Source organism: Kitasatospora sp. NPDC001159 (genome assembly GCF_053598235.1).
Map to the genome: position 1 here is coordinate 1 of NZ_JBSFJV010000106.1, position 25,406 is coordinate 25,406.

The 25,406-nt window shown below is 74.3% G+C and carries 26 protein-coding genes; 17 read left to right on the plus strand and 9 right to left on the minus strand.

Features of this window, described 5'->3' with window-relative positions:
- The 4 genes from ACWC9T_RS34425 to ACWC9T_RS34440 form a co-directional block, all read left to right on the plus strand.
- Positions 1 to 108: PhnA domain-containing protein (locus tag ACWC9T_RS34425; RefSeq protein ID WP_449825010.1), on the plus strand; the 108-nt coding region annotated here is incomplete at its 5' end.
- Positions 109 to 287: 179 nt separating this feature from the next.
- Entirely contained in the window at positions 288 to 617 is a 330-nt protein-coding gene (locus tag ACWC9T_RS34430) for an alpha/beta fold hydrolase (RefSeq protein ID WP_449824986.1), read from the plus strand.
- Between the two features lie 113 nt (positions 618 to 730).
- Positions 731 to 2,452, plus strand: a complete 1,722-nt coding sequence (locus tag ACWC9T_RS34435) for a penicillin-binding transpeptidase domain-containing protein (RefSeq protein ID WP_449824987.1) — start codon at positions 731 to 733, stop codon at positions 2,450 to 2,452.
- A gap of 47 nt (positions 2,453 to 2,499) precedes the next feature.
- Positions 2,500 to 3,051: a GNAT family N-acetyltransferase gene (locus tag ACWC9T_RS34440; RefSeq protein ID WP_449824988.1), complete on the plus strand. Its 552-nt coding sequence runs from the start codon at positions 2,500 to 2,502 to the stop codon at positions 3,049 to 3,051.
- Here the strand turns inward: ACWC9T_RS34440 and ACWC9T_RS34445 are convergent.
- Positions 3,021 to 3,257, minus strand: a complete 237-nt coding sequence (locus ACWC9T_RS34445) for a helix-turn-helix domain-containing protein (protein ID WP_449824989.1) — start codon at positions 3,255 to 3,257, stop codon at positions 3,021 to 3,023. The genes ACWC9T_RS34440 and ACWC9T_RS34445 overlap by 31 nt on opposite strands.
- Positions 3,258 to 3,306: 49 nt before the next feature.
- Here ACWC9T_RS34445 and ACWC9T_RS34450 point away from each other — a divergent pair, with 49 nt between their 5' ends.
- Positions 3,307 to 3,690, plus strand: coding sequence for a VOC family protein (locus ACWC9T_RS34450; protein ID WP_449824990.1), 384 nt, complete (start codon positions 3,307 to 3,309; stop codon positions 3,688 to 3,690).
- A 47-nt stretch (positions 3,691 to 3,737) separates the two neighbouring features.
- Here the strand turns inward: ACWC9T_RS34450 and ACWC9T_RS34455 are convergent, their stop codons facing one another.
- Entirely contained in the window at positions 3,738 to 4,103 is a 366-nt protein-coding gene (locus ACWC9T_RS34455) for a hypothetical protein (protein WP_449824991.1), read from the minus strand.
- Positions 4,104 to 4,877: 774 nt separating this feature from the next.
- On the opposite strand from ACWC9T_RS34455, the gene rox reads away from it, so the two are divergent.
- A complete protein-coding gene (gene rox / locus ACWC9T_RS34460) occupies positions 4,878 to 6,305 on the plus strand; it encodes a rifampin monooxygenase (protein WP_449824992.1) in 1,428 nt (475 codons plus the stop codon).
- Between the two features lie 143 nt (positions 6,306 to 6,448).
- Positions 6,449 to 6,871, plus strand: coding sequence for a hypothetical protein (locus ACWC9T_RS34465; protein ID WP_449824993.1), 423 nt, complete (start codon positions 6,449 to 6,451; stop codon positions 6,869 to 6,871).
- A gap of 38 nt (positions 6,872 to 6,909) precedes the next feature.
- Here ACWC9T_RS34465 and ACWC9T_RS34470 read toward each other — a convergent pair whose 3' ends face one another.
- Positions 6,910 to 8,274 (minus strand): dihydrolipoyl dehydrogenase family protein, encoded by a 1,365-nt coding sequence (locus ACWC9T_RS34470; protein ID WP_449824994.1) that lies wholly within the window; start codon positions 8,272 to 8,274, stop codon positions 6,910 to 6,912.
- 297 nt (positions 8,275 to 8,571) lie between these two features.
- Positions 8,572 to 8,754, minus strand: coding sequence for a hypothetical protein (locus ACWC9T_RS34475; protein ID WP_449824995.1), 183 nt, complete (start codon positions 8,752 to 8,754; stop codon positions 8,572 to 8,574).
- A gap of 108 nt (positions 8,755 to 8,862) precedes the next feature.
- Here ACWC9T_RS34475 and ACWC9T_RS34480 point away from each other — a divergent pair, with 108 nt between their 5' ends.
- From ACWC9T_RS34480 to ACWC9T_RS34490, 3 genes are all read left to right on the plus strand, one after another.
- Positions 8,863 to 9,795, plus strand: a complete 933-nt coding sequence (locus ACWC9T_RS34480; protein ID WP_449824996.1) for an alpha/beta hydrolase — start codon at positions 8,863 to 8,865, stop codon at positions 9,793 to 9,795.
- A gap of 223 nt (positions 9,796 to 10,018) precedes the next feature.
- Positions 10,019 to 10,993, plus strand: coding sequence for a phosphotransferase family protein (locus ACWC9T_RS34485; RefSeq protein WP_449824997.1), 975 nt, complete (start codon positions 10,019 to 10,021; stop codon positions 10,991 to 10,993).
- A gap of 110 nt (positions 10,994 to 11,103) precedes the next feature.
- A complete protein-coding gene (locus ACWC9T_RS34490) occupies positions 11,104 to 11,340 on the plus strand; it encodes a hypothetical protein (RefSeq protein ID WP_449824998.1) in 237 nt (78 codons plus the stop codon).
- A 12-nt stretch (positions 11,341 to 11,352) separates the two neighbouring features.
- On the opposite strand, the gene ACWC9T_RS34495 is transcribed toward ACWC9T_RS34490, so the two are convergent.
- The gene (locus tag ACWC9T_RS34495) at positions 11,353 to 14,325 is read right to left on the minus strand and encodes a BTAD domain-containing putative transcriptional regulator (RefSeq protein ID WP_449824999.1); all 2,973 of its coding nucleotides are present in this window, start codon (positions 14,323 to 14,325) and stop codon (positions 11,353 to 11,355) included.
- 362 nt (positions 14,326 to 14,687) lie between these two features.
- Here ACWC9T_RS34495 and ACWC9T_RS34500 point away from each other — a divergent pair, with 362 nt between their 5' ends.
- The 5 genes from ACWC9T_RS34500 (at position 14,688) to ACWC9T_RS34520 (ending at position 21,341) form a co-directional block, all read left to right on the plus strand.
- The gene (locus ACWC9T_RS34500; RefSeq protein ID WP_188310224.1) at positions 14,688 to 14,825 is read left to right on the plus strand and encodes a hypothetical protein; all 138 of its coding nucleotides are present in this window, start codon (positions 14,688 to 14,690) and stop codon (positions 14,823 to 14,825) included.
- A gap of 112 nt (positions 14,826 to 14,937) precedes the next feature.
- Positions 14,938 to 17,985 carry a lantibiotic dehydratase gene (locus tag ACWC9T_RS34505; protein WP_449825000.1) on the plus strand — a complete coding sequence of 1,016 codons (3,048 nt, stop codon included), beginning with the start codon at positions 14,938 to 14,940 and terminating at the stop codon, positions 17,983 to 17,985.
- A gap of 14 nt (positions 17,986 to 17,999) precedes the next feature.
- Positions 18,000 to 19,298, plus strand: coding sequence for a lanthionine synthetase C family protein (locus ACWC9T_RS34510; protein ID WP_449825001.1), 1,299 nt, complete (start codon positions 18,000 to 18,002; stop codon positions 19,296 to 19,298).
- Between the two features lie 51 nt (positions 19,299 to 19,349).
- Positions 19,350 to 21,131, plus strand: a complete 1,782-nt coding sequence (locus tag ACWC9T_RS34515) for an ABC transporter ATP-binding protein (protein WP_449825002.1) — start codon at positions 19,350 to 19,352, stop codon at positions 21,129 to 21,131.
- A gap of 30 nt (positions 21,132 to 21,161) precedes the next feature.
- A complete protein-coding gene (locus ACWC9T_RS34520) occupies positions 21,162 to 21,341 on the plus strand; it encodes a hypothetical protein (protein WP_449825003.1) in 180 nt (59 codons plus the stop codon).
- Positions 21,342 to 21,431: 90 nt separating this feature from the next.
- Here ACWC9T_RS34520 and ACWC9T_RS34525 read toward each other — a convergent pair whose 3' ends face one another.
- From ACWC9T_RS34525 to ACWC9T_RS34540, 4 genes are all read right to left on the minus strand, one after another.
- Entirely contained in the window at positions 21,432 to 21,809 is a 378-nt protein-coding gene (locus tag ACWC9T_RS34525; protein WP_449825004.1) for a fic family toxin-antitoxin system, toxin component, read from the minus strand.
- Positions 21,806 to 22,048, minus strand: coding sequence for a plasmid mobilization protein (locus ACWC9T_RS34530; protein WP_449825005.1), 243 nt, complete (start codon positions 22,046 to 22,048; stop codon positions 21,806 to 21,808). The genes ACWC9T_RS34525 and ACWC9T_RS34530 overlap by 4 nt, the downstream gene beginning before the upstream one ends.
- Positions 22,049 to 22,149: 101 nt before the next feature.
- Positions 22,150 to 22,779, minus strand: coding sequence for an ATP-binding protein (locus tag ACWC9T_RS34535; protein WP_449825006.1), 630 nt, complete (start codon positions 22,777 to 22,779; stop codon positions 22,150 to 22,152).
- Positions 22,780 to 22,999: 220 nt separating this feature from the next.
- Positions 23,000 to 23,656: a helix-turn-helix domain-containing protein gene (locus ACWC9T_RS34540; RefSeq protein WP_449825007.1), complete on the minus strand. Its 657-nt coding sequence runs from the start codon at positions 23,654 to 23,656 to the stop codon at positions 23,000 to 23,002.
- Positions 23,657 to 23,955: 299 nt separating this feature from the next.
- Between ACWC9T_RS34540 and ACWC9T_RS34545 the strand changes: the two genes are divergently transcribed.
- Entirely contained in the window at positions 23,956 to 24,816 is an 861-nt protein-coding gene (locus tag ACWC9T_RS34545) for an NmrA family NAD(P)-binding protein (protein ID WP_449825008.1), read from the plus strand.
- A gap of 222 nt (positions 24,817 to 25,038) precedes the next feature.
- Positions 25,039 to 25,398, plus strand: a complete 360-nt coding sequence (locus ACWC9T_RS34550) for a hypothetical protein (RefSeq protein WP_449825009.1) — start codon at positions 25,039 to 25,041, stop codon at positions 25,396 to 25,398.
- Positions 25,399 to 25,406: the final 8 nt, after the last annotated feature.

The window sequence follows — 25,406 nt, forward strand, 5'->3', positions numbered from 1 at the left end:
GTGCGCAACATCCGCCTGGTCGACGGCGTCGACGGCCACGACATCGACTGCCGCATCGAGGGCTTCGGCGCGATGCAGCTCAAGTCCAGCGTGGTGAAGAAGGTCTGAGGCCGGGAGCCCGAACGGCCGAACGGCTCAACGGCCGAAAGACTCAACTGCTGAACGGCGACGACCCGTACGAGCATCCGCTCGTACGGGCCGTTTCGGCTGTCACTCCCCGACGCGCTCTTCATCAGGCGGCGGCGCGACGGGGAAGAGGAGAGGAGTCGGGCACCGGCCCCGACCAGGTGCTCTTCGAAGCCGGCCAGGGCCTCGGCCGCACCTCCTGGGACGCGGTGCTGCCCCTGCTCACGGACCGCGCCCGGCTGGTCGCCTACGACCGCTCCGGCTTCGGCCGCAGCACCCGCAGCGACGCGCCGCTCACCGTGGACCAGCTGGCAGCGGACCTGGTCGCCCTGGCCGAGGCCGTCGTCCCCGGCCGCTTCGTCCTGGTCGCGCACAGCATGGGCGGCCTGGTCGCCCGGCTGGCCGCCGCCCGCCTGGCGCCCCGGCTGCACGACCGCCCCCGCCCCGCATCCCCCAGGGCCGATCATCATCAATCCCGACCGCAGTATTAACCGCAGTATTAGGCTTGTCCGGGCCCGAACGACCCTTCGGCCGACCGCGCGGTCCGGCATCGGAGCTCGGGCGGGCCTGTGAACAGGACATACACAGGGGGGGACGGAGCAGGATGCACAAGGAACCGGAGTGCACCGACTTCACCGATCACGCGAAGTACGAGGAGTACGAGGACGAGCCGCCGCGCCGTTCGACCGCCCGCCGGGTCGCGTTGGTGGCGGTCGGCGGGGTGTTCGCCACTCTGGTCGGGGTCGGCGGGTACGGCGCCTACAACCTGATGAGCGCCGTGTCGGGCGGCTCCTCCGGGAACGGGGGCGGCGACAGGGCGGCCGCCGCGACGCGGTCGCCGCAGCAGCCGCCGGACGCGGCACAGGCTGAGGCGGTCGCCAAGGACTTCCTGGCGGCCTGGGGTCGGGGGGAGTTCACGGTCGCGGCCGGGCTGACCGACCGTCCGGAGGCCGCGCGGATGGCGCTGAGCGCGTTCCACGACGGGGTGCCGGCCAAGTCGCTCGCCCTGACCGGGACGGGCCCGGCCTCGTCCGGTACGCCGAGCGAGCCCGCCGTCGGCTTCAAGGTGCGGGCGGAGTTCGACGGGGCCACGGAGGCCTGGGAGTACGACAGTGTGCTGGGCGTCATGCGTGCGGCCGACGGCCGCACGCTGGTGCGGTGGGCGCCGAGCGTGGTCCACCCCAAGCTCGGCGCGGGCAAGACGATCGCCGTGCGGCCGCTGCCCAACCCGGTGTCGCAGCCGACCGACCGCCAGGGCCGTCCGCTGGACTCCTTCCCGTCGCTGCGCAGCGTGCTGCCGCAGATCGCGCCCCCCGACGGCGCCACGGTGGTGACCGGGCAGGCCGTGGTGCTGTCCGGCGGCGGGGCGCAGGATCCAGAGCAGCTGTTCGTCCTCACCCCGCCGAGCGCCCCGCAGGTCAAGCTCACCCTGGACGCCGATCTCCAGCAGGTCGCCGAGGAGGCGGTAAAGCAGCAGTCGGCGGGCGGAAAGCCGGCCTCGCTGGTGGCCGTCCAGCCGAGCACCGGGCAGATCCTGGCGATGGCGTACGCCCCGCAGGGCGGCTTCAACCGCGCGGTCGGGGGCGGGCAGCCGCCGGGTTCCACGATGAAGGTGATCACCTCGGCCGCGCTGCTGGAGGCCGGGGTGGGCCCGGACACCGTGGTGCCGTGCAAGGAGACCACCAACTCCCCCAGGGCCTGGCACAACGACGAGCCCGGGGACTTCCCCAACTACACGCTCACCGACGACTTCACCCGCTCCTGCAACACCGGCTTCATCGACAAGGGTCTGGAAAAGCTGCAGCCGGGCACGTTGGCGACGGTGGCGCGCGAGCAGTTCGGTCTCGGCCTGCAGTGGCGCATCGGCATCCCGAGCCGGGACGCCACCATCCCGGTGCCGGGGAACAAGGACGAGGCGGCGGCCGAGTTCATCGGCCAGGGCCAGATCCAGGTGAACTCGCTGCTGATGGCTTCGGTGGCCGCGACCGTGCAGAGCGGAACGTTCCGTCAGCCCGTGCTGCGGGAGGACGTCAAGCGCGTTTCCGCGCCCAGGAAGCTGCCGGCGGACGTCGCCCGCGATCTGCGCGCGATGATGGCCGGGACCGCGACCCAGGGCACCGCCCGCGCCCCGATGTCCGGGCTGAGCGGCCAGATCGGCGCCAAGACCGGCACCGTCGAGGCCGGTTCGGGCCAGGCCACCAACAGCTGGTTCATCGCCTACCGCAACGACCTCGCCGTCGCGGCCGAGGTCGAGGGCGGCGGCCACGGCAACAGCGCTGCCGGCGTGGCGGCGGCCCAGGTGCTCGCGGCGGGCGGCAAGGGCTGACGGTCGGTCCCGGCCCTGAGATCCACCCCGACGGGCATCATGGCGCGATGCCTGAACTGATCGATCCGACGGTCCGCCTGCGGACCTCGTTCCTGGCGGCGGTGGCCGAGTTCCACGAACTCGGCCACCCCGTCCCGTGGTTCGTCACCGACGTCGACCCGGCCGCCCTAACCGACCCCGCCGCCTTCGGCAGCTATGTCGCCCGGGTCCTGGCCGAGCGCACCGAGGCGGGCATGCGCCCGGACACGGCGGTGCCGATGACGACGCTCTGGTGGGCCGAGGGCGACCGGTTGCTGGGCCGGATCGCGATCCGCCACCGGCTGACCCCGAGGTTGCAGCGAGTCGGCGGGCACATCGGCTACGACGTACGGCCGGGCGCCCGGCGCCGGGGCCACGCGACGGCGATGCTCGCCGCCGCCCTGCCGGTCGCCGCCGCGCTCGGCATCACCGAGGTGCTCCTGACCTGCGACGAGTCGAACGCCGCCTCCCGGCTGGTGATCGAGGCCAACGGCGGCCGCCTGGTCGGCATGGAGGAGGGCAAGCTCCGTTATCTGGCGCCGACTCCCGCTCAGCTGCCCGAGATCCGGAAGACCGGGTAGCCGGGGGCGACGAGGGCGAGCCTGGCGCGGGTCAGCCCGGCGGGGTCGGACAGGTCGGACTCCAGGACCTTGACGATCTGTTCGAGCCGCCGGGCGACGCTGTTGTGGCGGTGGAGGGCCTCGGCGGCGCGGCGGAGGAAGCCGGTGGCGCAGTAGGTGTCCTGGGTCTCCAGGTCCTCCGGGGCGGCGGCTAGCCGGTCGGGCACCCTGCCAACTCGGTGGTGTTCGAAGTGGAAATCGGGCAGGCTCGGGCGCATGGTCTCGGTATTGCAGAACGTGGCGATTGACTGTACGAATGCCTATGAGCTGGCCCGGTTCTGGAGCAGGGTGACCGGCCGTCCGCTGCATCCGGAGGACAAGCCGGGTGATCCGGAGGTCCAGGTGCTGCTGGCGGAAGGCCCGGTCCTGTACTTCAGCCAGGTGCCCGAGGCCAAGACGAGCAAGAACCGGCTCCATGTGTGTCTGCGCCCGGAGACCTCGCGCGATCAGGAGGTGGAACGGCTGCTGGGCCTCGGCGCCACCCTTGTCACCGATCACCGGAATCCCGATGGCTCCGGCTGGGCGGTCCTCGCCGACCCCGAAGGCAACGAATTCTGCGTCCTGCGCAGCGAGTCCGACCGAGCCGCGATGACGTCCTGACGCTTCCGCTGCCATGGGTCGCGCAGGACGGGCTGACGCGGCCGTGCTCAGCAGTTGATGTAGCTCATCGAGACCCTGGTGAAGTGAGTGCCCGAAGGGGCGTACATGGTGATGGCGCGGGACTTGCCCTTGCCTCCGGCCCAGTCGCTGTCGACGACACTGCCGCTGGAGATGTCGGCGCGCACGAACGGACAACGGCCGTCCGCCTTGGTGTCGTGCACCGTTCCGACGATCTTGGTGTTGTTGTTGCACCACTTGCCGTTGGCATAGCCCTCGGCGGAACTGATGCTCCAGTTCTGGGTGCAGGAGTCGGCGGCCGGGGTGGCCTGGGCGTCGGCCGCCGGGAACAGCAGGGCGGCGAGGGTCAGGGCGGCGACGGCAGCTTCGGGAAGGGCGAGGCGGCGCTTGGACACGGGGACCTCCACACAGGGGTGCACGATGGGCGTCTTCGCCGGGGCGCGACCAACGCGCCCGCCCTCGGCGACCCTTCGAGCCTGACGTGCCCGAACGACCGCCGTCAACGGCGTGGCCGGGCACCCGTCGCCGCGGGCGCACCGGCACTGCCCGAGGACACCAGGGGTGCGCGCCCGCACCAGACGGTCGACACCCGGGCTCGCCCGTCCGTTCCCGTCCCACCCGAACATTCGACCCCGTAGCGTCCGCTGTCGAAGCGTCAGACGCCTCTGCCGTCAGCGGTCGGCTGCCGGTGAGACCGGGCTGCCCGAGGTGCTGACGGCACTCGGCCGGGGAGCCGGCGACAGCGCCGGCCCAGAACCGCTCCTCCTCCAGTCGCCGCATCGCCGCCCGGGTCAGCCCCGAGACACCACGGATCCGGCTCACCCGCACATGACATCGAGGCGGCCGGCACTCCGCGCGCAGCGCCTTCGGCCGCCCACGCGGCCTTGCTCCTGAAGATCAGCAGGGCGCCATCCTGGCAGGCCCGCCGTTCCCCCACCACCGAATTGAAAGCAGACGGCCCGCCGCAAGTCGACGAAAACGAAAAAAGCAAGGAAGTCATCCCTCCCTGCCACCACCAACCTACCTCGCCCGGGGGGCCTTGCGGCAAGGACCCGGTCATGGCGCAGAATCATCGACCGAGGCCGGAACATGCGAAATCTTCGGTTCGCGACATACCTGCGTCTTTGTCCCGGGTACAGGCCTCGCGCGAACCCATGGGGGAAGTACTGATGATCGACGTGATCGTGGTCGGCGGCGGGCCGACCGGTCTGATGCTGGCTAGCGAACTGCGACTGCACGACGTGCGGGTGGTGGTGCTGGAGCGGCTGACCGAGCCGACCTCGCAGTCCCGCGGCCGGGGCCTGCACGTGCGCAGCGTGGAGATGATGGACCAGCGCGGGCTACTGGACGGGTTCCTCGCGGTGAGCGGGAAGTTCTCGGTCGGCGGCTTCTTCGGCGGCATCCACAAGCCGTGGCCGGAGACCATGGACACCGCCCACCCGTACGGACTGACCACCCCGCAGCCGGTCACCGAGCAGTTGCTCAACGAGCACGCCCTCGAACTGGGCACCGACATCCGGCGCGGGCAGGAGGTGGTCGGGCTGAGCCAGGACGAGGACGGGGTGAACGTCGAGCTGGCGGACGGCACGCGGCTGCGCTCGCGCTACCTGGTCGGCTGCGACGGCGGGCGCAGTACGGTGCGCAAGCTGCTCGGGGTCGGCTTCCCCGGCGAGCCCTCCAAGGCCGACACCCTGCTGGGCGAGCTGTCGCTGACCGAGGACCCGGCGACCATCGAGTCCGTCGTCACCGAGGTCCGCCGGACCCAGCTGCGCTTCGGCACCATCCCCCAGGGGGACGGGGTGTACCGCGTGGTCGTGCCCGCCGCGGACGTGGTCGAGGACCGCGGCACCGCGCCCACCCTGGAGGAGTTCCGGCGGCAGCTGATGGGCGTCGCGGGCACCGACTTCGGCGCGCACTCGCCGCGCTGGCTCTCCCGCTTCGGCGACGCCACGCGGCAGGCCGAGCGCTACCGGGTCGGCCGGGCCTTCCTGGCCGGCGACGCGGCGCACATCCACCCGCCCACCGGCGGCCAGGGCCTCAACCTCGGCATCCAGGACGCCTACAACCTGGGCTGGAAGCTCGCGGCCCAGATTCGGGGCTGGGCCCCGGCCGACCTGCTGGACAGCTACCACGCCGAACGCCACCCGGTGGGCGCCCGGGTGCTGGCCAACACCCGGGCCCAGATGACGCTGATGGGCACCGAGGCCGGTCCCGCCGCGCTGCGGGAGCTGCTCTCGACGCTGATGGACTTCGAGGAGGTGAACCGGTACATGACCGAGATGGTCACCGCGGTCGGGGTCCGCTACGACCTCGGCGAGGGCCACGAACTGCTCGGTCGGCGACTGCGCGACGTCCAGCTCAAGCGGGGGCGCCTCTACGAGCTGATGCGTGGCGGCCACGGGCTGCTGCTCGACCGGACCGGCGGCCGCCTCGCGGTGACGGGCTGGGCGGACCGGGTCGACCACGTCGTCGACGCGGGCGGGGAGTTGGACGTCCCCGCCGTCCTGCTGCGACCCGACGGGTACGTGGCGTGGGTGGGCGACGACCAGCAGTCCCTGCTGGACGCGCTGGCCCGGTGGTTCGGCGCAGCCCCCTGAGCAGCCTGGGTTTCCCGCCCGGGCGAAGTGAGTAGCCGTACTCATGCGGCTGGTGGAGCGCGTCGGCGAGGCTCGGCCCCGTCCTCGCCACGCGCTCCTCCCCCAGCAGCCACCTTCCGCCCCGGGAGCAGTGGGGCTCCGCCGTGGAGGAGACCGACCAGCTCAACCACCTCATCGCGGGCGTCTTCGCGTTCGTGATCCTCAGCGCGGCCGCGGCCGCCGTCTGGGCCTGGGCCTACAGCGCCCACCGTCTGCGCCACGGCTCGCCGCGGGCGCCGGCGCTCGTCTTCGGCACCACCCTGACCACCGCCCTGCTGGCCGTCGCCGGCACCGGCCGGATCTTCCCCGCCCTGCTCGACGCCCGCTCGCCCGGCATTCTGCTCCCCCTCCTGCTGGTGAGCCCGGCCGCCCTGACCGCCACACTGTGGACCTGGTCGCGGCACCGCCTCTCGGCGGGCTGCGGGCCGTCCAGGCCGCCGCCCGAAGGGCCATCGGGCGGGTGCGCGCAGGCCGAGGATGTCCGGCATGGCGGTCCCTGTAGGCGCGACGGGGCCCCGGGTGGTTGAGGACTGTCGGCGAGCCGACAGTCCGCAGCGGTGGTCGGTCATCCCAGGTCGGCGAGGGCAGCCTCGACGGCGCGGTGGAAGGTCGGGTAGGCGAAGATCATGTGCCGCAGTCGCTTGAGCGGTACCTGGGCCTGGATCGCGACGGCCAGCCCGTACAGCACCTCGCCGCCCGTCGGCCCGGCGGAGGTCGCTCCGACGAGCACGCCCCGGTCGGCGTCGGCGACGAGCTTGATGAAGCCCTCGTTGCCGGCCTTGTGGATCCAGCCGCGGGTGGCGGACGGCAGCTGGGTGCTGCCGGCGCGGACGGTCAGCCCGGCCGTGCGGGCCTGCTGTTCGGTCAGGCCGACGGCGCCGATCTCCGGGTCGGTGAAGGTGACTCGGGGCAGGGCGCGGTAGTCGGCGTCGGGGCCGGGGTCGCCGAGGATGTCGCGGACGGCGATCTCGGCCTCGTACATGGCGACGTGCGTGAAGGCGCCGTGGCCGGTGACGTCGCCGATCGCCCAGAGGCCGTCGGCGGCGCGCAGCTGTCCGTCGGTGGGGACGGCGCGGGCGGCGGGGTCGAGTCCGACGGTGTCCAGGCCGAGTTCGCTGAGGTCGGCGCGGCGGCCGGTGGCGACCAGGAGGCGTTCGGCGGTCAGGAGCTCGCCGCCGTCCAGGTGGAGGGTGAAGGTCGGTCCGTCGTGCTCGGCGCGGACGGCCCGGGCCCCCGTGCGGATCTCGATGCCCTCCCGTTCCAGGATCGGCGCGATCATCCCGCTGGCCTCGGGCTCCTCGTTCGGCAGCAGGCGGTCCAGGGCCTCGACGACGGTGACGACGGTGCCGAAGCGGGCGAAGACCTGGGCGAGTTCGAGGCCGATCGCGCCGCCGCCGAGCACCAGCAGGGATTCCGGCAGCTCCTTCGCCGCGATGGCGTTGCGGTTGGTCCAGTACGGCACCTCGGCCAGCCCCGGGACGGGCGGGGCGGTGGGGCGGGTGCCGGTGGCGATCACGACGCCGCGCCGGGCGGTGAGCTCCTGGCCGTTCACTGACACTCTCCTCGGGCCGGTCAGGCGGGCCCTGCCACGGATGAAGCGGCCGCCCTTGCCGGTGAGCCGGTCGACGGCGACCTGGTCGTTCCAGTCGTCGGTGGCCTCGTCGCGGATCCGGTGCGCGACCGGCGTCCAGTCGGGGGCGACCTGGGAGCGTCCGGCCATCCCGGGGACCCGCCGGGTCTCAGCGAGCAGGTTCCCGGCGCGGATCATCATCTTGCTGGGGATGCAGCCCCAGTACGGGCACTCACCGCCGACCAGCTCGGCCTCGATGCCGATCACGTCGAGGCTGGCCTCCGCGAGGCGTCCGGCGACGTGCTCGCCGCCGGGGCCGAGGCCGATCACGATCACGTCCGCCAGCTGCTGTTCGCTCATCGCCGGTCCTCCTCGTCGGGTCCACCCGTCACCCCCACCACGCTAGGCGCCCGGCCGACGACCGGCAGCGGACATGGTCGTGTGGCCGACAGTCCCCGCACGGCCGGGCGGGGCCGACGCGCAGGCTGGGCGGCGTGACGCCACCGCTCGTACGCCCTCTCCAGGGACCGCCGTGTGGTGCATTCGCCAGACCGCTCGGCCGCCAGACCCCCCGGAGGAGACCCCGATGATGCGTGCGACCTGGAACGGCATCGTTCTCGCCGAGGCCCCGCGCACGGTGGTGGTGGAGGGCAACCACTAGCCTTGCGGAGCGGGTCCGGCCAGCGCGACGCACAGGACCTCGTCGCTCTCGGAGTCGACCGCCTCCTCGACCACCTCCCAGCCGAGCAGGTCGGCGGTCCTTACTGCCGAGTGACGGCGACGACCCGCACTCCGGGGCGGTTCGGGGGCACTGCGCGTCAGCACGAGCAGGGCTGGCAAGCTGTGCTGGTCGGGCGCTGCTGGGCGCCCCTCGGCGAGGGGGTACTGATGGTGGGTGGAGCGGCGGTTCGGCGTGTGCCTCCTCTGGATCCGCAGGTGGGGGCGGCAGTGACGGCCGCTGGCGAGCAGGCGCGGGAGGTGCTCACCCCGGAGGGCCTGGCGGCGTGGCAGGAGCGGGACGTCGCCGCCCGGCCCCGTCCGACGCTCGACCGGTTGCGCGACGGCGGCCGGTTCGAGGTGGAGGAGTTGCGCGTGCCGCGGGCCGACGGCGGGGGCGACGTCACGCTCGTCAGTGCGCGCGCCACCGGGGTTCGCGAGGCGCTGCCGTTGCTGTACTACCTGCATGGCGGCGGGATGGTGACGGGCAACGCGTGGTCGGTCCTGCCCCGGCTGCTGCGCGCGTGGGCGCTGCCGCTGGGGTTGGCGGTCGTGTCCGTCGAGTACCGGTTGGCGCCGCGCACCCGCTTCCCCGGGGCGGTTGAGGACTGCTACGCCGCGCTCGACTGGGTGGTCGAGAACGCGGACGTGCTGGGCGTGGACGCGCGGCGCGTGGTCATCGGCGGCAAGAGCGCCGGCGGCGGGCTCGCCGCGGCCCTGGCGCTGCTGGCCCGTGACCGAGGCGGTCCGGCACCGGTCGGCCAGCTGCTGCTGAGCCCGATGCTCGACGACCGCGGCGACACCTTCTCCAGCCACCAGATGGCCGGCCACGACACCTGGGACCGCGCCTCCAACGCCACCGCCTGGCAGGCTCTGCTCGGCGACCGGTACGGCGCCGCCGACCTCTCCCCCTACGCCGCCCCGGCCCGTGCCACCGACCTGTGCCGGCTGCCTGCGGCGTACGTCGAAGTGGGGTCCGCCGAGACGTTCCGGGACGAGGCCGTCGCCTACGCCAACGCGATCTGGCAGGCCGGCGGCGACGCCGAACTGCACGTGTGGCCCGGCGCCTGCCACGGTTTCGACACCCTCGCCCCGCACGCGGTCATCTCCCAGGACGCCCACGACGCCCGCACCCGCTGGCTCCGGCGCATCCTCCAACGGTGAGCCCGGCTCGGACCGGCAGAGGGCGGCACGCAGAGTGGGAAGTCGGCCCCGCCGACAACCCCGCGCCTGCGCGACCTCTCCCGAGAGCTCGTCACCGTGAGACTCTCACGCACCCGCGCGCCGGGCCAAGGTGCGGTTAACCGGTGGTCCCCGACTCGGCTGTCCCGTAGCGTGCGTGGGTCGTGCTGACGGAGAGGCGGTTCGGGACGTGGTACCGGGGGTTGTGACGCGGGAGCGGTTGGCCGGGGCGGCGCGGGCCGCGCTGGGTGGCGGCCGGCGGTTGGCGGCGGTCGAGCGGGTGACCGGTGGCAGCAAGAAGGGCGTGTACCGCCTGGTGATGGACGATGCGACGACCGCGGTCGCCTATCTGTGGGACGACGCGGAGAACTACTGGCCGGCGGCCGAGGGGGACGAGGATCTCGCCGACCCGTTCTCGCCCGGTCTCGGGCTCGACCTGTTCGAGGCGGCACATGCGCGGCTGGCCGCGCTCGGTGTCCGTGTCCCTGCGATCCGGCTGGTCGACCGCGACGGGGCGCACGGTCCGACCGGCCTGGCGATCGTCGAGGACGTACGGGGCGAGAGCCTGGAGCAACTGCTCACCCGCGACCCGCAGGCCGCCGCGCCGGTGGCGGCCCGGCTCGGGGAAGCGTTGGAGGCGATGCGCGGTCACCGCGCGCCCGCCTACGGCAAGGTGGCCGTGGTCGACGACGGCGGGACCTCGCACGGGACGTCCTGCGAGGGGGTCGTCCTGGACCGTGCCCTGCGGGACCTTGCCGAGGCGGCGTCGCGTGATCCGCGGATCGCGGCAGCCCGCGAGCGGCTGGAGGAGCGGCTGCTCGCGCTGGCGGCGACCGTGCGGCCGCGCGCGGACTACGCCGTCGTGCACGGCGAACTGGGGCCCGACCACGTCCGGGTGGACGCCCACGGGAGCCCGGTGGTGATCGACATCGAGGGCGCGATGTACTTCGACGTCGAGTGGGAGCACGTCTTCCTGCGGATCCGCCTGCGCGACGCCTACCTGCCGCTGCGGGTGGACGGTCTGGACGAGGACCGGCTCGCTCTCTACACCCTGGCCCAGCGGCTCTCCCTCACGGCGGGCCCGTTGCGGCTGCTCGACGGGGACTTCCCGGACCGGGCTGCCATGGCGGGCATCGCCGAGCACAACCTTCGCCAGACGCTGGAACTGGCCCGTGGTTGAACGGGTCAAGGGGGCCGGCGCCTGGTCGTTGATCCTGTGTTGATCGGGAAGTGGCAGCATACGTCTGCCGCCGAAACCCGGCGGGCAACTTGGTAGAGAGGCGCACTCGGATGATCAAGCACCGCAGCAGCTCCCGTTTCGCAGCCCGGCTCGCCTCCGTGGCGGTGGCCGTCGGGCTGGTCGTCCTGCCGCAGGTCGGCGCCTCCGCGCAGGCCCAGACGGCGGCCCGGGCGCAGACGCAGGCGCACCAGATCACCGCGGACGGCACCGGTTCGGGTGGCGGCAACCGGATCGACGAGTGGAACGGCACCGGCGCCTGGTGCGTGTCCTGCCGGACGCCGAGGTAGCAGCAGCGACGATCACGCCTCGGCTGGCAGCGCGACCAGCTCGCCGAGGAGGGTGGCGACGTCGGCGGCGTCCGGGAGGCCGAGGCGTTCGAAGATGGCATGCGCCTCGTGCAGTCGGGCCCGGGAGGCGCCGGGGCGGCCGAGTTCGGCGAGGGAGCGGCCGAGGACGACCAGTGCGTACCCCTGGTCGCGCTGGGCGCCGGTCTCCACGGTGATCGCCAGGGCCGTCTCGGCCTCCGCCGCAGCCTGTCCCGGCTGGGACAGGGCCAGCAGGGCCTCCGCGAGGCGCACGCCCGCCAGGGCCTCCCGGTCGCGGCGCCCTGCGGTGGCGGCGAGGGCTCGGCATTCGCGGCAGCGGTCGGCGGCCTCCTGGTAGCGGCCCAGGCCGTGCAGGGCGAGGCCCAGCACGTAGAGGGTGTACGCGGTGTTGGCGGTGTCGCCGAGCGCGCGGACCTCGGGCAGGACCCGCTCGCAGGTCTCGGCTGCCTCCGCCGCCTGGCCGTGCCGTACCCGGGCCAGCGCGGCGTTGACGGTGCCAGCCACCGCGCCGGAGCGGTGGTCCAGGTGGCGGGCCAGCTCGACCGACTCCTCGAAGCGGCGGATCGCCTCCTCGTTGCGGCGCAGCGCCTGGGCGATCAGGCCGAGGTCGTTGAGCACCTGGCGCAGGATGACGGTGTCCCCGGCCGCCCGGCTGGCCCGCTCCGCGAGTTCGGCTTCCGTACGGGCCTCGTCCAGCCGGGTAGCGGCGAGCCGCAGGCCGCAGAGCAGGAAGCGGGCCCGGCCCTCGGCGAAGCGGTCGCCGCTCGAGGTGGCGGCGCCGACCAAGGCGAGGACCGCCGCCTCCAGCCGGCCGCCGAGTTCGCCGGGGCCGAAGGGGCTGAGCGCGATCAACAGGTCGGTGACGGCGCGGAGTTGATCGGCGGGTCCGGTCTCGGTGGCCAGTCGGCCGGCCAGGGCGATCGCGCCGGGGCTCGCCGCCCGGACCCAAGTCCGCGCGGCGGGCAGATCGGCGAGCACCGGCCCGGACGGTCCCGCGAAATCGCCGCCGAGCGCCCCGGCCACCGGGTCGCCGGGCACCGCGAGCTGGAACGCCGTACGGGCGCCGGCCAGCAGGTGGCCCAGCAGCCGGCTGCGCGCGGCCTCGGATTCGGCCCCCTGGGCCCGTGAGGTGCGGCGGGCGAAGCCGCGCAGCAGGTCGTGGTAGCGGTAGCGGCCGGCGGTGAGCGAGTCGAGCATGGCGGCGTCCACCAGGGACTCCAGCAGCTCCTCGGCCTCCTCCGGCGCGAGGTCCAGCAAGGCCGCGGCGGCGTCCAGGCCAAGGTCGGGCCCTTCGGACCAGGCGGCCAGCCGGAAGGCGCGGGCCTGTTCCGGCGTCAGTTGGCGGTAGCCGAGTTCGAAGGCCGCGTCGACGGCCAGGTCACCCATCCGCAGTTCGTCGATCCGGCGCTGCTCGTCGGCGAGCCGTTCGCTGAGGCTGGCGATGGTCCAGCGCGGGCGCGCGGCCAGCCGGGCGGCGGTGATCCGGACCGCGAGCGGCAGGTAGCCGCAGGCCGCCGCCAGGTCCAGTGCCGCCTGTGGCTCGGCCGCCAGGCGCTGGGGGCCGATCACCCGCCCGAGTAGGTCGACGGCCTCCTCGGGCGTGAAGACGTCCAGGTCCAGCTGGAGGGCGGTGGGCAGGCTGGTCGGGCGGGTGCGGCTGGTGACCAGGGTTGCGCAGTCGGGCGAGCCGGGCAGCAGCGGCCGGATCTGCGCGGTGTCACGGGCGTTGTCGAGGACCACCAGCAGACGCCGGCCGTCAGTCAGTGAGCGGAACAGCGCGGTGCGGTCGTCGGTGCTGTCGGGTACGGCCTCGGGGCGGGTGCCGAGCGCGGTCAGGAAGCCGGCCAGCACGTCTGCGGGGCCAGCTGGGAGGGCATCGGCGCCGCGCAGGTCGGCGTACAGCTCGCCGTCGGGGAATGCGGTCCGGGCGCCATGGGCTGCGTGCACGGCCAGCACTGTCTTGCCGACGCCGCCCATGCCGACCACGGAGACCACGGGCAGCGCGTCCCGGGCGGGGGCGGTGAGGGCGGCCCGGATGGCGTCGACCTGGGCGGCCCGACCGATGAAGTCGCTGGTTGTGGGCGGGAGTTGGGCCGGGCGGGGAAGACCGGCGGGCGCCGCCTCCGCCACGGACTGCCCGGCCGGCACGGGCGGGTCGTCCACCGCCTGGGCCTCGTCCGCGGACTCCTCCCCGTTCAGGATCCGCCGGTGCAGCTCGGTCAGCTCCGGTCCCGGCTCCACGCCGAGCTGGTCCACCAGCACCTCGCGCAACCGCCGGAAGGCCGCCAGCGCGTCCGCCTGCCGCCCGCTGCGGCACAGCGCCCGCATCAGCAGGCCGTGCGGCCGCTCGCGCAGCGGGTGCTCGGTGGTGAGCGCGGTCAGCTCGGGCACGCAGCGCGCGGCCCGGCCGAGCGCCAGGTCGAGCGCGATCCGTTCCTCCTGCAGCGCGAGCCGCAGCTCCCCGAGTCGGTCACGCTGGCGTTTCGCGTACGGGCCGGGGATCCCGGCCAGCGGTTCGCCCTGCCACAACTCCAGTGCCTCGTTGAGCAGTTGACGTGCCTGCGCGGCGCGTCCGGCGGCGGTCTCGGCCTCCGCGCGGGCAGCCAGCCGCTCGGCCCGCTGCGCGTCCACCGCGTCCGGGGGCAGCACCAGCCGGTAGCCGTCGCCGAGTGAGACCAGGACGGAGGGTGTGCCGTGGCCGGGTTCCAGCAGTTTGCGCAGTCGCCAGGCGTAGGTGCGGACGGTGGTGGTCGCGGCCTGCGGCGGTTCCTCGCCCCAGAGCGCCTCGATCAGGTCGGCGGCACCGGCCGCCCCGCCCGGGCGCAGCAGCAGGACGGCGAGCATCGCCTGCTGCTGCGGGCTGCCGAGCCGCAGCGCCGCACCGTCGCGCCGGCCGCGCATCGGCCCCAGCACCGAGAACCCGAGCTCCGTCTGGCCTTCGCCCACGCTGTTTCCCCCCAGCTCGGCCGCGGGTCACACGGCCGTCGATCTTCGTCGGTTGTCGCACAGATTAGGGCCTGTCCCCTGGATTGTGGCGGATCAGGCCGCGGCCCCGGCAAGGGCCCAAGAGACAGGCCCGGAGCAGAGGACGGCCCCGATGCCGAGCCCCGTCCGGTCTTCGGCGCGGGCGCGTTGATCGGGCGTCGATCGGGAGCGTGGCGGCGCTGACCTTTGGTCGATCGAGTGTTGATCGACCCTGCCTAATGTTTCTGGTGTCGGAAGGGCCACGGAGCCTACGGAAGACCGCTCGGGTACCGCGCTGGCCCTTCTGACGGAAACTCACTGGATCCCACGAAAGGTGGTTCGCCATGAACGACATCCTGGAGCTCGACGTCCTGGAGATCAGCGCCCCCGCGCAGGAGGAGACCGAGGCGCAGAACGCGGCCGCCAGCGGTTCCTGGCCGTTCTCCTGCAACTCGACCCGCAACTCGCGCTGCTGCGACTGATCCCGTTCCCGGGGCGGCGGCCGATCCCCCGGGCCGCCGCCCCGGGCTTTTCACGTTTCCCCTTTCCTTCTTCCCGTTCCCCGTTCGCGCCCCTTGGTAGGAGACCCCGCTTATGCCGGACACGCCGACCTTCGCCTGCGGCGAGGTCGCCCTGCTGCGGGCCGCCGTCCGGCCGGCCCGTTCCCTGCCCGAGGCCCCGGCCTCGCCCGGCTCCGACCTGGAGCAGCTGCACGCCGCCCTCGCCGACCCGCTGCTGCGTGAGGCCGTCGCCGTGTCCAGCCCCTCGCTCAGCCGGGTGCTCGACCTGGTCGAGGCCGGTCTGCCGGTCAAGCCCAAGCAGTTGCGCAAGGCGGCCCGCGCGGTCACCCGGTACCGGCTGCGGATGTCCGACCGGGCCACCCCGTTCGGCCTGATGGCCGGGGTCGCCACCGCCCGCTTCGCCGAGCAGCCCGCCGTGCGCTGGGGCGGGCAGCCGCGCAAGGCGGCCCGCCCCGACCAGGAGTGGCTGACCGGGCTGGTCGCCGTACTTGAGCGCGAGCTACCGGTGCTGCGCGGGCTGCGGGTGACCGCCAACGACCTGTGCCAGCTGCGCGGCGACCGGCTGGTGCTGCCGTACCTCCCGGTGCCCGGCACCGAGCAGCGCACGGCCGGGCGGGAGTTGTCGATCCGCCACACGGCCGCGATCCGCACCGTGCTGGACCGTGCCGCCGAGCCGCTACCCTGGACCGAGCTGCACCGGGCGGTCACCGCCGCGCATCCGCAGGTGGACGGCGCGGCGGTGGACTGGCTGCTCGGCGAGCTGGTGCGCACCCAGATCCTGCTGACCGACCTGCTGCCGCCCCTGGAGGAGCCGGACCCGATCGGGCACCTGCTGGCTCGGCTTCCCCTTCCGGCTGCCGATGAACTGCGCGCCGTACAAGCCGATTTGGCGGCCTATGAGCGAACCGCGCCCGGCGAGGGCCTGCCCCGGTGGCGGGCGCTGACCGAGCGGATGCGCCGTCTGTACCCGGCCGAGCGGCTGGTACAGGTCGACCTCGGCCTCGACGTCGAGGTGCGGCTGCCGGCCGCCGTCCGCACCGAGGTCGAGCGGGCCGCGCACGCGCTGTGGGCGGTCTCGGCGGGCCGTCCGGGGCCGGCGCATCTGCGCCAGTACCACGAGGACTTCATGGAGCGGTACGGGCTGGGCCGCGCCGTGCCGCTGCTCGAACTGCTCGACCCCGAGCGCGGCCTGGGGGCGCCCGCAGGCTACCAGCTGCCCCGCGGCACCCGCGCGCTGCGGCCCGGCGAGCCGGCCGACGCTCGCGACGAGCTACTGCTGACGCTCGCCCAGCGCGCCGCCGCGAGCGGGGAGCACGAGCTGCTGCTGGACGACGAGCTGCTGGCCCGGCTCGGCGGCGCCGGCACCCCCCCTCCCCCGTCACTGGACCTGCTGGTCGAGCTGCGGGCCGCCTCGCCCGAGGCGCTCGCGGACGGCGACTTCACCCTGGTGGTGACCGGGACCGGCGCCACCGCCGGGGCGATGGCGGGCCGCTTCGCACGACTGCTGGGCGACGCCGGACACCCGCTGACCGACACCATCCGCACCCTGCCCACCGACAACCCGGAGGCCGTCCGCGCCCAGCTGACCTTCCGTACGCCCCGCGCGCACACCGGCAATGTGGCCCGGGCACCGCGGGTACTGCCGTACCGCGTCACGCTCGGCCAGTTCGCCGACCGCTCGGACCGGGGCACCCTCGGCCCGGCCGACCTCGCGGTGGTCGCCGACCACGACCGGCTGGCGGTGGTCTCCCGCCGGCTCGGCCGGGAGGTGGTGCCGACCGTGCCGCACATGCTGGCCACCGATACGCACGCGCCCAACGCCGCCCGGCTGCTGGACGACCTCGCCCGCGGCACCTCGGCCGTCTGGCCGCGCTGGCGCTGGGGCGCCGCCGAGCCGCTGCCCTTCCTGCCCCGGGTCCGCTACGGGCGCACCGTGCTCAGCCCGGCCCGCTGGCGGCCCGAGGAGCCGGGGCTGCGCGATGCCGACCTGCCGTACGAGCAGTGGTCGGCGCTGCTGGAGCGGTGGCGCAGCCGTTGGCGGGTGCCGCGCACGGTGCAGAGCGTGAGCGACGACCAGCGGATCACCCTCGACCTGGCGGACGACCGCCACCGCCAGCTGCTGCGCCACGAGTGGACCGGCAGCGGCGGCGGGTACCTCCAGGAGCTGCCCGAGCAGCCGGCCGACTGGTTGGGCGAGGGCGGCCGCGCCAACGAGCTGTCCTTCTCCCTGATCCGCCGCTCCCCCGGCACGGCCCGCACCCCGGCTGTCGCCCCGCCCCGGCGGCGGACCGTCCACGGCCCCGGCTCGTCCTGGCTGTACGCCAGGCTGCGCTGCTCCACGGCCCGGCAGGACGAGCTGCTCAGCCGGGAACTGCCCGCGCTGCTGGAACGGCTGCCCGCGGCGGTCGACCGCTGGTTCTTCGTCCGCTACCTCGACCCGCAACCCCACCTGCGGCTGCGCTTCCACGGCGACCCGACCGCCCTCTGCGCCGAGCTGCTGCCAGTCCTCGGTGCCTGGGCCGAGCGTCTGGCCGCCGACGGGCTCGCCGACCGGCTGGTCCTGGACGGCTACGAACCGGAGCTGGAGCGCTATGGCGGTCCGGCGGCGATGGCCGCCGCCGAGCGGGTGTTCGCGGCCGACAGCCGTTCCTGCCTGGCACAGCTTCGCCTGCTCCGCGAACGCCGCCTGAACCTCGACCCGTTGACGCTCGTCGCCGCCAACTACGTCGACCTGGCACACCACTTCGGCGACCTCGGCCTGCTCACCCGGTTCTACCGCGCCACCGAACGGCACGAACTTCCGCTGCCCGTAAGGGAACAGGCCAAGGCGCTGATCGACCCCAGCGGCCACTGGACCGAACTCGGCCGTCTGCCCGGCGGCAGCGAACTGCTCGCCTCCTGGGACGAGCGGGCCGCCGCCCTGGCCGCCTACCGAGCGCGGCTTGACGAGCGGTGGAGCAGCGCCGACACGGCGCTCGGCGCGCTGCTGCACATGCACCACAACCGGCTGATCGGGGTGGACCGCACCGGCGAGGAGCGCTCGCTCGCCCTGGCGCGGCGCACGGTGCGGGCGTACCGGGGTCGGGCGGCGGCGCTCAGCCCGGTCGGGGCCGCCGTATGAACAGCATGAACGACATGCACGGTCCGAGCGACCGCGTTGACACCATCACGCCACTGCGCGAACGCGCCGCCGCGGCCGTCGCCGCCACCGCCGAACGCCTCGCCGACCCCGACCGGGTGGCCGCCGAGCTCGCCGCATCCGGCCGCCCGTGGGACCCGAACGGCCTGGCGGGCGGCGCCCCCGGCATCGCCCTGCTGTACGCCGAACTCGCCCGCTACGACGACACGTTCCGCACCCAGGCCCACAACTGGCTCACCTTGGCGGCCCGTTCGGCCCGGACCGCAGCCCCCGGCAACGGGCTGTACGACGCCGTGCCCGCACTCTGCTTCGCGCTGCCCCGGGCCGCCGCGACCGCGCAGGACTACCGCGCGGCCCGTACCCACCTGCGCGACCAGACCGCCGTCCTCGCCGACCGCCTGGCACGGCGCGAGCGGCAGCGGATCACCGACGGCGCCGGCCACACCGCCCTGGAGTCCTACGACCTGATCTCGGGCCTGGCCGGGCTCGGCGCCGTCCTGCTCGACGACGACCGCCCCACAACGGAGCAGGTCCTGCGGGCGCTGGTGTTGCTCACCGAGCCGCTGGCCGGGCTGCCCGGCTGGTGGGTCGCCCAGGACGTGCACAGCTACGCCGCCGTCGCGCCCGAGCTGGGCCACGCCAACCTCGGCCTGGCGCACGGCGCCCCCGGCCCGCTCGCGCTGCTCGCGCTGGCCCGGCGGCAGGGGGTGCGGGTGCCCGGACAGGACGCCGCGATCACCCGGTTGGTGGAGTGGCTGCTCGGCGAGATCCGTACGGACGCGGCCGGGCCCTGGTGGCCGGCCTCCGTCGAGCCTGCCTCCGTGGTTCCGGCACCCGGCCAGGACGCGCCCGGGCGGCCGTCCTGGTGCTACGGGTCGCCGGGCATCGCACGGTCGTTGCAGCTGGCCGGGCTGGCGCTCGACGTGCCGGAGTGGCGCCGAACGGCCGAGGAGGCGCTGCTCGCGGCCCTGGCCCGCGCCTCGGGCCACGACGGCCTCACGGATGCCGGGCTCTGCCACGGCTGGGGCGGGCTGCTGCAGTGCGCCTGGCGGGTCGCGCAGGACAGCGGCGACTCACGGGTGGCACGGCAGCTGCCCGCCCTGGCCGAGCACCTGCTCCGACTCACCGACCCCGCAGCACCCTTCGCCTTCGAGGCACCCCGGACCCGGAACGGCTGGACCGACGACCCGGCCGGCTTCCTCACCGGCGCCGCCGGCGCCGCTCTCGCCCTGCACACCTTCGCCCTCGACCGCGCGCCCGCCACCGCCTGGGACCGGGCGCTCCTGCTGGCCTGACCCGCGCCGCCGACTCCCTTCCCCCGGGCCCCCGATCCGAAAGGCACCGCTATGCCCCCCGCGCCCTCACCCCCCGCCTGGCGCCTGCTCGCCCGCCAACTCAGGCCGCAGCGCGGGCGCCTGGCGGCAGCCGGCACGCTCAGCCTGCTCGGCGGCCTGGTCGGCCTGATCCAGCCCGCGGCGGCGCGCTCCGTCCTGGACGCGCTCACCGACCACCGCCCGGCCACCGCGCCCGCCATGATGCTCGCCGGGGTGATGCTCGCCGGCGTGCTGCTCAACGCCCTCGGCTCGTACCAGCTCCAGCTCATCGCCGAGACCGTGGTGCGGCGCTCGCGCGGCACGCTCGCCGCCCGGCTCCTGCGGCTGCCGGTGCCCGAGTTCGACCGGCTGCGCCCCGGCGACCTGATCTCCCGGGTCACCTCCGACACCACGCTGCTGCGCGCCGCCACCGCACAGGCCCTGGTCGGCTCGGCGACCTCGCTGCTGCTGACGCTCGGCGCGCTGGTCGCGATGCTGCTGCTCGACCCGGTGCTGTGCGGCGTGACGGTGGGGGTGCTGCTGCTGGTGGCCCTGCTCTCCGGCAGCCTGCTCCCCCGGGTGTTGCGCGCGGCCAAGGAGGCGCAGACGGTGGTCGGCGAGCTGGGCGCGCTGCTGGACCGGGCGTTGGGCGCCTTCCGTACGGTCAAGGCGAACGGGCTGGAGCCGCAGCTCACCGCCCAGGCCGCCGGTGCCGCGGAGCGGGCCTGGACGAGCGGAAGCCGGGCGGCGGCCTGGGAGACGGTCACCGAGGCAGCCTCGGCGCTGGCCGTCCAGGTGGCCTTCCTGGCGGTGCTGGGCCTGGGGGCCGCCCGGGTGGGCGACGGACGGCTCGGCGTGACCAGCCTGATCAGCTTCCTGCTCTATCTCGTCTACCTCGGCCCGCTGCTCTCCCAACTGGTCGCCGGCACCGGCCTGTTGCAGCGAGGTCTGGCGGCGGTCGAGCGGATCGCCGAGGTCGAGCAGCTGCCCGTCGAACCGCTCACCCCGGCCTGCGAGGCCCCTGCCGGGCAGACTCCTGCCAGCCACACGCCTTCCAGGCAGACCCCAGCGCGCGCCCCCGCCCGTCTCGCCTTCCGCGACGTGGCCTTCCGCTACCCCGGCCGCGACCACCCCGTCCTCGACCGCCTCAACCTCGACCTGCCCGCCGGCGGCCTGACCGCCCTGGTCGGCCCCTCCGGCGCCGGGAAGAGCACCCTGTTCGCCCTGCTCGAACACTTCTACGAGCCAAGCGCCGGCGCCATCACCCTGGACGGCCGTGACCTGCGCGACTGGCCGCTGACCGAGCTGCGCGCCGCCATCGGCTACGTCGAACAGGACACCCCCGTACTGGCCGGCACCCTGCGCGAGAACCTCTGCCTCGGCGCGCCCGGCACCGTCAGCGAGACCGAGCTGCGCCGCATCCTGACCCTGACCCGGCTCGACCACCTGGTCACCACCCTGCCCGACGGCCTGGACAGCCAGCTCGGCGAACGCGGCCGCGCCCTCTCCGGCGGCCAGCGCCAACGGGTCGCGATCGCCCGCGCCCTGCTGCGTCGCCCCCGGCTGCTCCTGCTCGACGAGCCCAGCTCCCAGCTCGACGCCGCCAACGAGCAGGCCCTGCGCGAGGCCGTCGCCCAGGTCGCCCGCACCACCACCGTCCTGGTGATCGCCCACCGGCTGGCCACCGCGGCCGACGCGGACCGGATCGTCGTCCTCGACGCCGGCAGTATCCGCGCCGTCGGCACCCACACCGACCTGCTCGCCCAGGACGGCCTGTACGCGGCCCTCGCCCGCACCCAGCTGCTGGCCGTCTGACGGCGATCACCCGTCTACGATCACGACCGCATGTTCGACGAACCGGACCCGATGTCCGCCCTGTGGCCGATCGCGCCGTCCAGCACCACCGACTGGCTGCGGGAGCTGTGCGACGACGACGGCCTCACCGGCTTCATGCCGCTCCCATGCCCGACGCGGCCCGGGTGCTCAACGCCATGTACGAGCACGGGCGGGGCCCGGCCGAGGTGACGCACCACGAACACCACCAGGCCCTGCTCGCGGCCGGGAGCATCGAGCCCCACACCGTCCCGGGCCTCGACTTCGAAGCCGTCAGCGTCGTCACTGGTAGCGGAACCAGGTGCGGATGGCGTCCGCGGTCTCACGGACGTCGACGTGCCCGGCCCGGATGCGGGCGGCGAGGTCGACGGCCTGCTTGGGTTCGGCGGTGACGATGACACCGGAGGCGCTCAGATAGGAGGCGGCGACCACCGCGGCGAAGTGCTCGTTGGCCGACTCCAGGGCCGGGACGCGGATCAGTTGGTGCATCAGCGCTGCCGCACGCTGGTGCACCGTGTCGTAGACGGGCATCTCCTTGACGGCGTCGGCGTGCCGGGCGACAGCGGCGGCGAGGGTGCCGTGGTCGGTGACGTCCGGGTCGCTCGGCAGGATCTGGTGGGCGATGTCGAGCAGCCACGCCCGGTCGACCCGCAGGATCACGCCGCGTCCGCCGTGGCCTCGCGGGTGCTCCGCGGGTACGGCCCGAACTCCTCCTCGAACGCAGGCCCCCAGGCCTGCGCGAAGTGCGCGGCGGCGGTCAGGAACCGCTCCCGCCGCTCGTCCGCCTCCTCCGCCAGCACCTTGCGGGCGTAGTCCGGCAGGCTCATCCCGGCCGCCTCGGCGCGCTGCTCCAGGGCCTCGTGCACGGCGTCGTCCAGTCGGACGTTCAGCTGCTTCATGGCGGCGAGCGTAGCGTCGCGTATCGCCCGCTACAAGACGGGCTCGGAACACCGGCGGGCGGGCCCGGCGGACCATTCGCCAGGCCGCGCACCCGCCCCCGTCACGCGCCGTCCCGGCGGTCCTCGACCCGGACGTCCAGGACCGGCCAGTGCGCCGCCCACCGGGCCAGCCGGTCCGCGTCCAGCGGGCTCCGCGGGACCAACGAGCCGTCCGGCAGGAAGGTCACGCAGGTGCCGGTGGTCCCGTCGGGCTCGATCGGATCGAGGCCGGTCGCCGGGATGCCGTGCTCGTAGTGCTGGGTCCAGGCTCCGTTGAGGCGGCGGTTGGTGTGGAGCAGCCGGGTGCTGAGCGCCGCGACGACCGAAATGCCCCGGCGCGGCCACCCGTCCGGGAGTTGCTCCGCCTCCGGGGAGTCGAAGAAGCGCAGGTCCTTGGTCGCCATCACCGGCTTCTTGACCACCTCGCCGCGTTCGTCGACCCGGGTGTCCGTACCCCGCCCGTCGTCCCGCACGGTGACCGAGCCGTCCGTGTTCAGCGTGACGACGCACCGTCCCTCGCCCCGACTCGCCGCCTCGTCGGCCGCGTACGCGACCACCTCAAGCACGAGGTGCTCCACCCCACCCGGCGCGAAGCTCCCGGGTTCGCGTCGGATGCCGGCGAGGTGGTCCACGTCCACGACCGCGGCCCAGTCGTGGGTGGAGTTGGTCCAGCCAGTCCTTGATCCGTCCATCCGAGGAGTATCCCTCGACGGCGGGCGTCACCCCTGCCCGGCCCCGCCACCAGCTGGTCGCCCAACGTACTGCGCCGGTACCGGACTTGCCGCCCGTCGCGGGCGCGCGCCAGCAGGGCGGTACCGTGCAGCACCCGGAGGTGCTGGGAGGCCGCGCTCGCCGCACCCGCTCTCGGCCATCACCTGCTCACCGTCCGCAGAAACGCGGGACCGGCTCCGGTCAGGAGGTGACCAGCCGCCGCCCGCTGATCTCGGCCGGCCTGATCCGCACCCACTTCGGCCGGTAGCCACCCGCCCAGGGGGCCGCGCCGGGGAGGCCGTCGAGACGCCGCAGCTCCTCCGGGTCGTCCACGTAGTGCGCCTCCCCGAGAGCGAGCACGCTCCACCCGCGCCCCAGGCACTCGTCGATGTGGTCGACCTGGAAGGACACCTCGGCGCCCTCCTTTGGGGCGGTGGCGGCGCGTTCGCCGGTGCGGTAGGCGAAGGAGTCCCGGTCGACCACGTAGTTGACGGGGTGGACCACCGGTCCGGGCCGCACCGGCAGGCCGATCCGGCCGACGCCCTGGGTGCCGACCGCCTCCCAGCACTCGGCCTCGGCCAGGTGGAGCAGCCGGGGCCGCGGGCCCGGTCCGCCGCGGCCGGGCGGGGCGGCGGTGCGTCCCTCCAGGAGTTCTTCCCGGCTGGTGCCGAGGGCGGCGGCGATCCGCACGAAGCCGCCGGGGTCGAAGGCGGGCCCGGCTTCGAGCAGGTGGCGCAGATAGCAGGGGGCCATCGCCGCCCGGTGGGCCAGGAACTCCTCGGTGAGGCCGAGTTGCTCGCGCCGCTCGGTGATCCGGCGGGCCGCGGCGGCGGGGTCGGGATCGGTCGTCTCGTTCACGGTGGTGGCTCCTCGGCTTGCCAAGGGACGGTGTCCGGACGCTCGTCCGGACGGTGACCAGGCCGGATCCATCCAAGCGCCCGGCTCACCCCAAGTCGAGGAACAGCACGGCCCCGTGCGTGTCGGAGCAGCTCCGAGCACTCCCCACAGGCACTCGACGGGCATCCGGCCCGGACTCGACGAGCACCCGCCCGGAACCCGACCTTGATCCTCCACCCCTCGGCTGCGATCATCCATCTGACGCGGAATCAGGTCCACGTCGCGAACGGGGAACAACGGGGAAACAAGGAGAAACATCCGTGATCGTCGTGACGGGTGCCACCGGTACGGTCGGCTCCAAGGTGGTCGTGGGGCTGCGTGAGCGCGGCCAGGCGGTTCGGGCGCTGGTGCGCGCCGGGTCCGAGGGTCCGGCAGAGTGGGACGAGGCGGTCGAGCGGGTCGCCGCCGACTTCGCCGACCCGGACTCGCTGGACGCGGCCCTCGCGGGGGCGGACACCGTCTACCTGCTCGTGGCGGTGCACCCGGAGATGGCCGCCCATGAGCGGAACGTGATAGACGCCGCCGTCCGCACCGGCCGCCGCCCGCGGATCGTGCTGCACGCGGCGGCCGGCGTCGAGTACCGGCCGGAGAGTGTGCGCTTCGTCGGCTCGCACGTCGCGGGCCTGGACCACCTGAAGGCCTCCGGCCTGCCGTGGACGGTGCTCGGGCCGAACGGCTTCTACCAGAACTTCCTCGGCATGGCCGAGTCGGTCAAGGCCGGCACCCTGGCCGTGCCGGGCGGCGACGGCGCGGTGTCGTACGTGGACGCCCGGGACGTCGCGGCAGCCGCCGTGGAGGTGCTGGCCACCGAGGGGCACGAGGGCGCGGTCTACACCCTGACCGGCCCGGCCGCGCTCACCCACGGGGAGCTGGCCGAGCAGCTGGCCGCCGCCGTGGGCCGCCCGGTGGCGTACACCGCGCTCACGCCGGAGCAGGCGCTGGCCGGGATGCTCGGCGCGGGCTGGCAGGCGTGGCGGGCCGAGGGCATGGTCGAGCTGTACGGGCTGTACGCGGCCGGGCAGGCATCGGCGGTCAGCTCGGACGTGGAGAAGCTGACCGGCCGCCGGCCGCGTTCCTTCGCCGAGTTCGCCGCCGAGCACACGGACGTCTTCCGCGCCTGAACCACCGTCTGGACCACCGTCTGAGCCACTGGTCCATCACCGGACAGCGCCGGGGCGAGGGCCGCCAGCATCACCGCCGCCGTGAGCGCGAACGCCCACGGATACCCCGTCCCGCCCGCGACCGCTCCGAAGGCCACCGCGCCGACGCCCATCGCCCCGTCGTAGGCGACGTTCCACAGAGCGGTGACGGTCCCGAACCCGGCGAGCGGCACCCGCGCGTACATGAGCGCGAGCGTGGCGTTCTGCGCGGCGCCGAACCCGCATCAGCGCGCCGGTGGCCAGGCCCGCCGCGTGTTCGCCGCCGCCGGTCTCCTGGGCGTACAGCGGGACGGTGGACAGCAGCAGGTTGAAGCCGACGGAGCCGCCGAGCAGGGAGACGAAGCGCACCAGCAGGGCCCTGGTCACCAACGGCGGACGGGTGGCACCGGATTCCTGCGGCTGGGAGTTGATCGTCGCGGTCCTCCGGCGACGGTACCCGGCGCCGCGGCGGCCCGCCTCCAGCACGTCGGCTCCGCCCACTTCGCCTGCCCGGCGGGCGTGCGCAAGCCGGGGGAGTGGTGGGGCCAGGCCCTGTTCGGCTAGGCCCATGG

What these genes read in the sequence shown, in the direction of transcription:
- ACWC9T_RS34435 (WP_449824987.1), top strand. Translation starts at nt 731, where the DNA reads ATGCACAAGGAACCGGAGTGCACCGACTTCACCGATCACGCGAAGTAC.
- ACWC9T_RS34440 (WP_449824988.1), top strand. Translation starts at nt 2,500, where the DNA reads ATGCCTGAACTGATCGATCCGACGGTCCGCCTGCGGACCTCGTTCCTG.
- ACWC9T_RS34450 (WP_449824990.1), top strand. Translation starts at nt 3,307, where the DNA reads ATGGTCTCGGTATTGCAGAACGTGGCGATTGACTGTACGAATGCCTAT.
- rox (WP_449824992.1), top strand. Translation starts at nt 4,878, where the DNA reads ATGATCGACGTGATCGTGGTCGGCGGCGGGCCGACCGGTCTGATGCTG.
- ACWC9T_RS34470 (WP_449824994.1), bottom strand. Translation starts at nt 8,274, where the DNA reads ATGAGCGAACAGCAGCTGGCGGACGTGATCGTGATCGGCCTCGGCCCC.
- ACWC9T_RS34490 (WP_449824998.1), top strand. Translation starts at nt 11,104, where the DNA reads ATGATCAAGCACCGCAGCAGCTCCCGTTTCGCAGCCCGGCTCGCCTCC.
- ACWC9T_RS34500 (WP_188310224.1), top strand. Translation starts at nt 14,688, where the DNA reads ATGAACGACATCCTGGAGCTCGACGTCCTGGAGATCAGCGCCCCCGCG.
- ACWC9T_RS34505 (WP_449825000.1), top strand. Translation starts at nt 14,938, where the DNA reads ATGCCGGACACGCCGACCTTCGCCTGCGGCGAGGTCGCCCTGCTGCGG.
- ACWC9T_RS34510 (WP_449825001.1), top strand. Translation starts at nt 18,000, where the DNA reads ATGCACGGTCCGAGCGACCGCGTTGACACCATCACGCCACTGCGCGAA.
- ACWC9T_RS34515 (WP_449825002.1), top strand. Translation starts at nt 19,350, where the DNA reads ATGCCCCCCGCGCCCTCACCCCCCGCCTGGCGCCTGCTCGCCCGCCAA.
- ACWC9T_RS34520 (WP_449825003.1), top strand. Translation starts at nt 21,162, where the DNA reads ATGTTCGACGAACCGGACCCGATGTCCGCCCTGTGGCCGATCGCGCCG.
- ACWC9T_RS34530 (WP_449825005.1), bottom strand. Translation starts at nt 22,048, where the DNA reads ATGAAGCAGCTGAACGTCCGACTGGACGACGCCGTGCACGAGGCCCTG.
- ACWC9T_RS34535 (WP_449825006.1), bottom strand. Translation starts at nt 22,779, where the DNA reads ATGGACGGATCAAGGACTGGCTGGACCAACTCCACCCACGACTGGGCC.
- ACWC9T_RS34550 (WP_449825009.1), top strand. Translation starts at nt 25,039, where the DNA reads ATGAGCGCGAGCGTGGCGTTCTGCGCGGCGCCGAACCCGCATCAGCGC.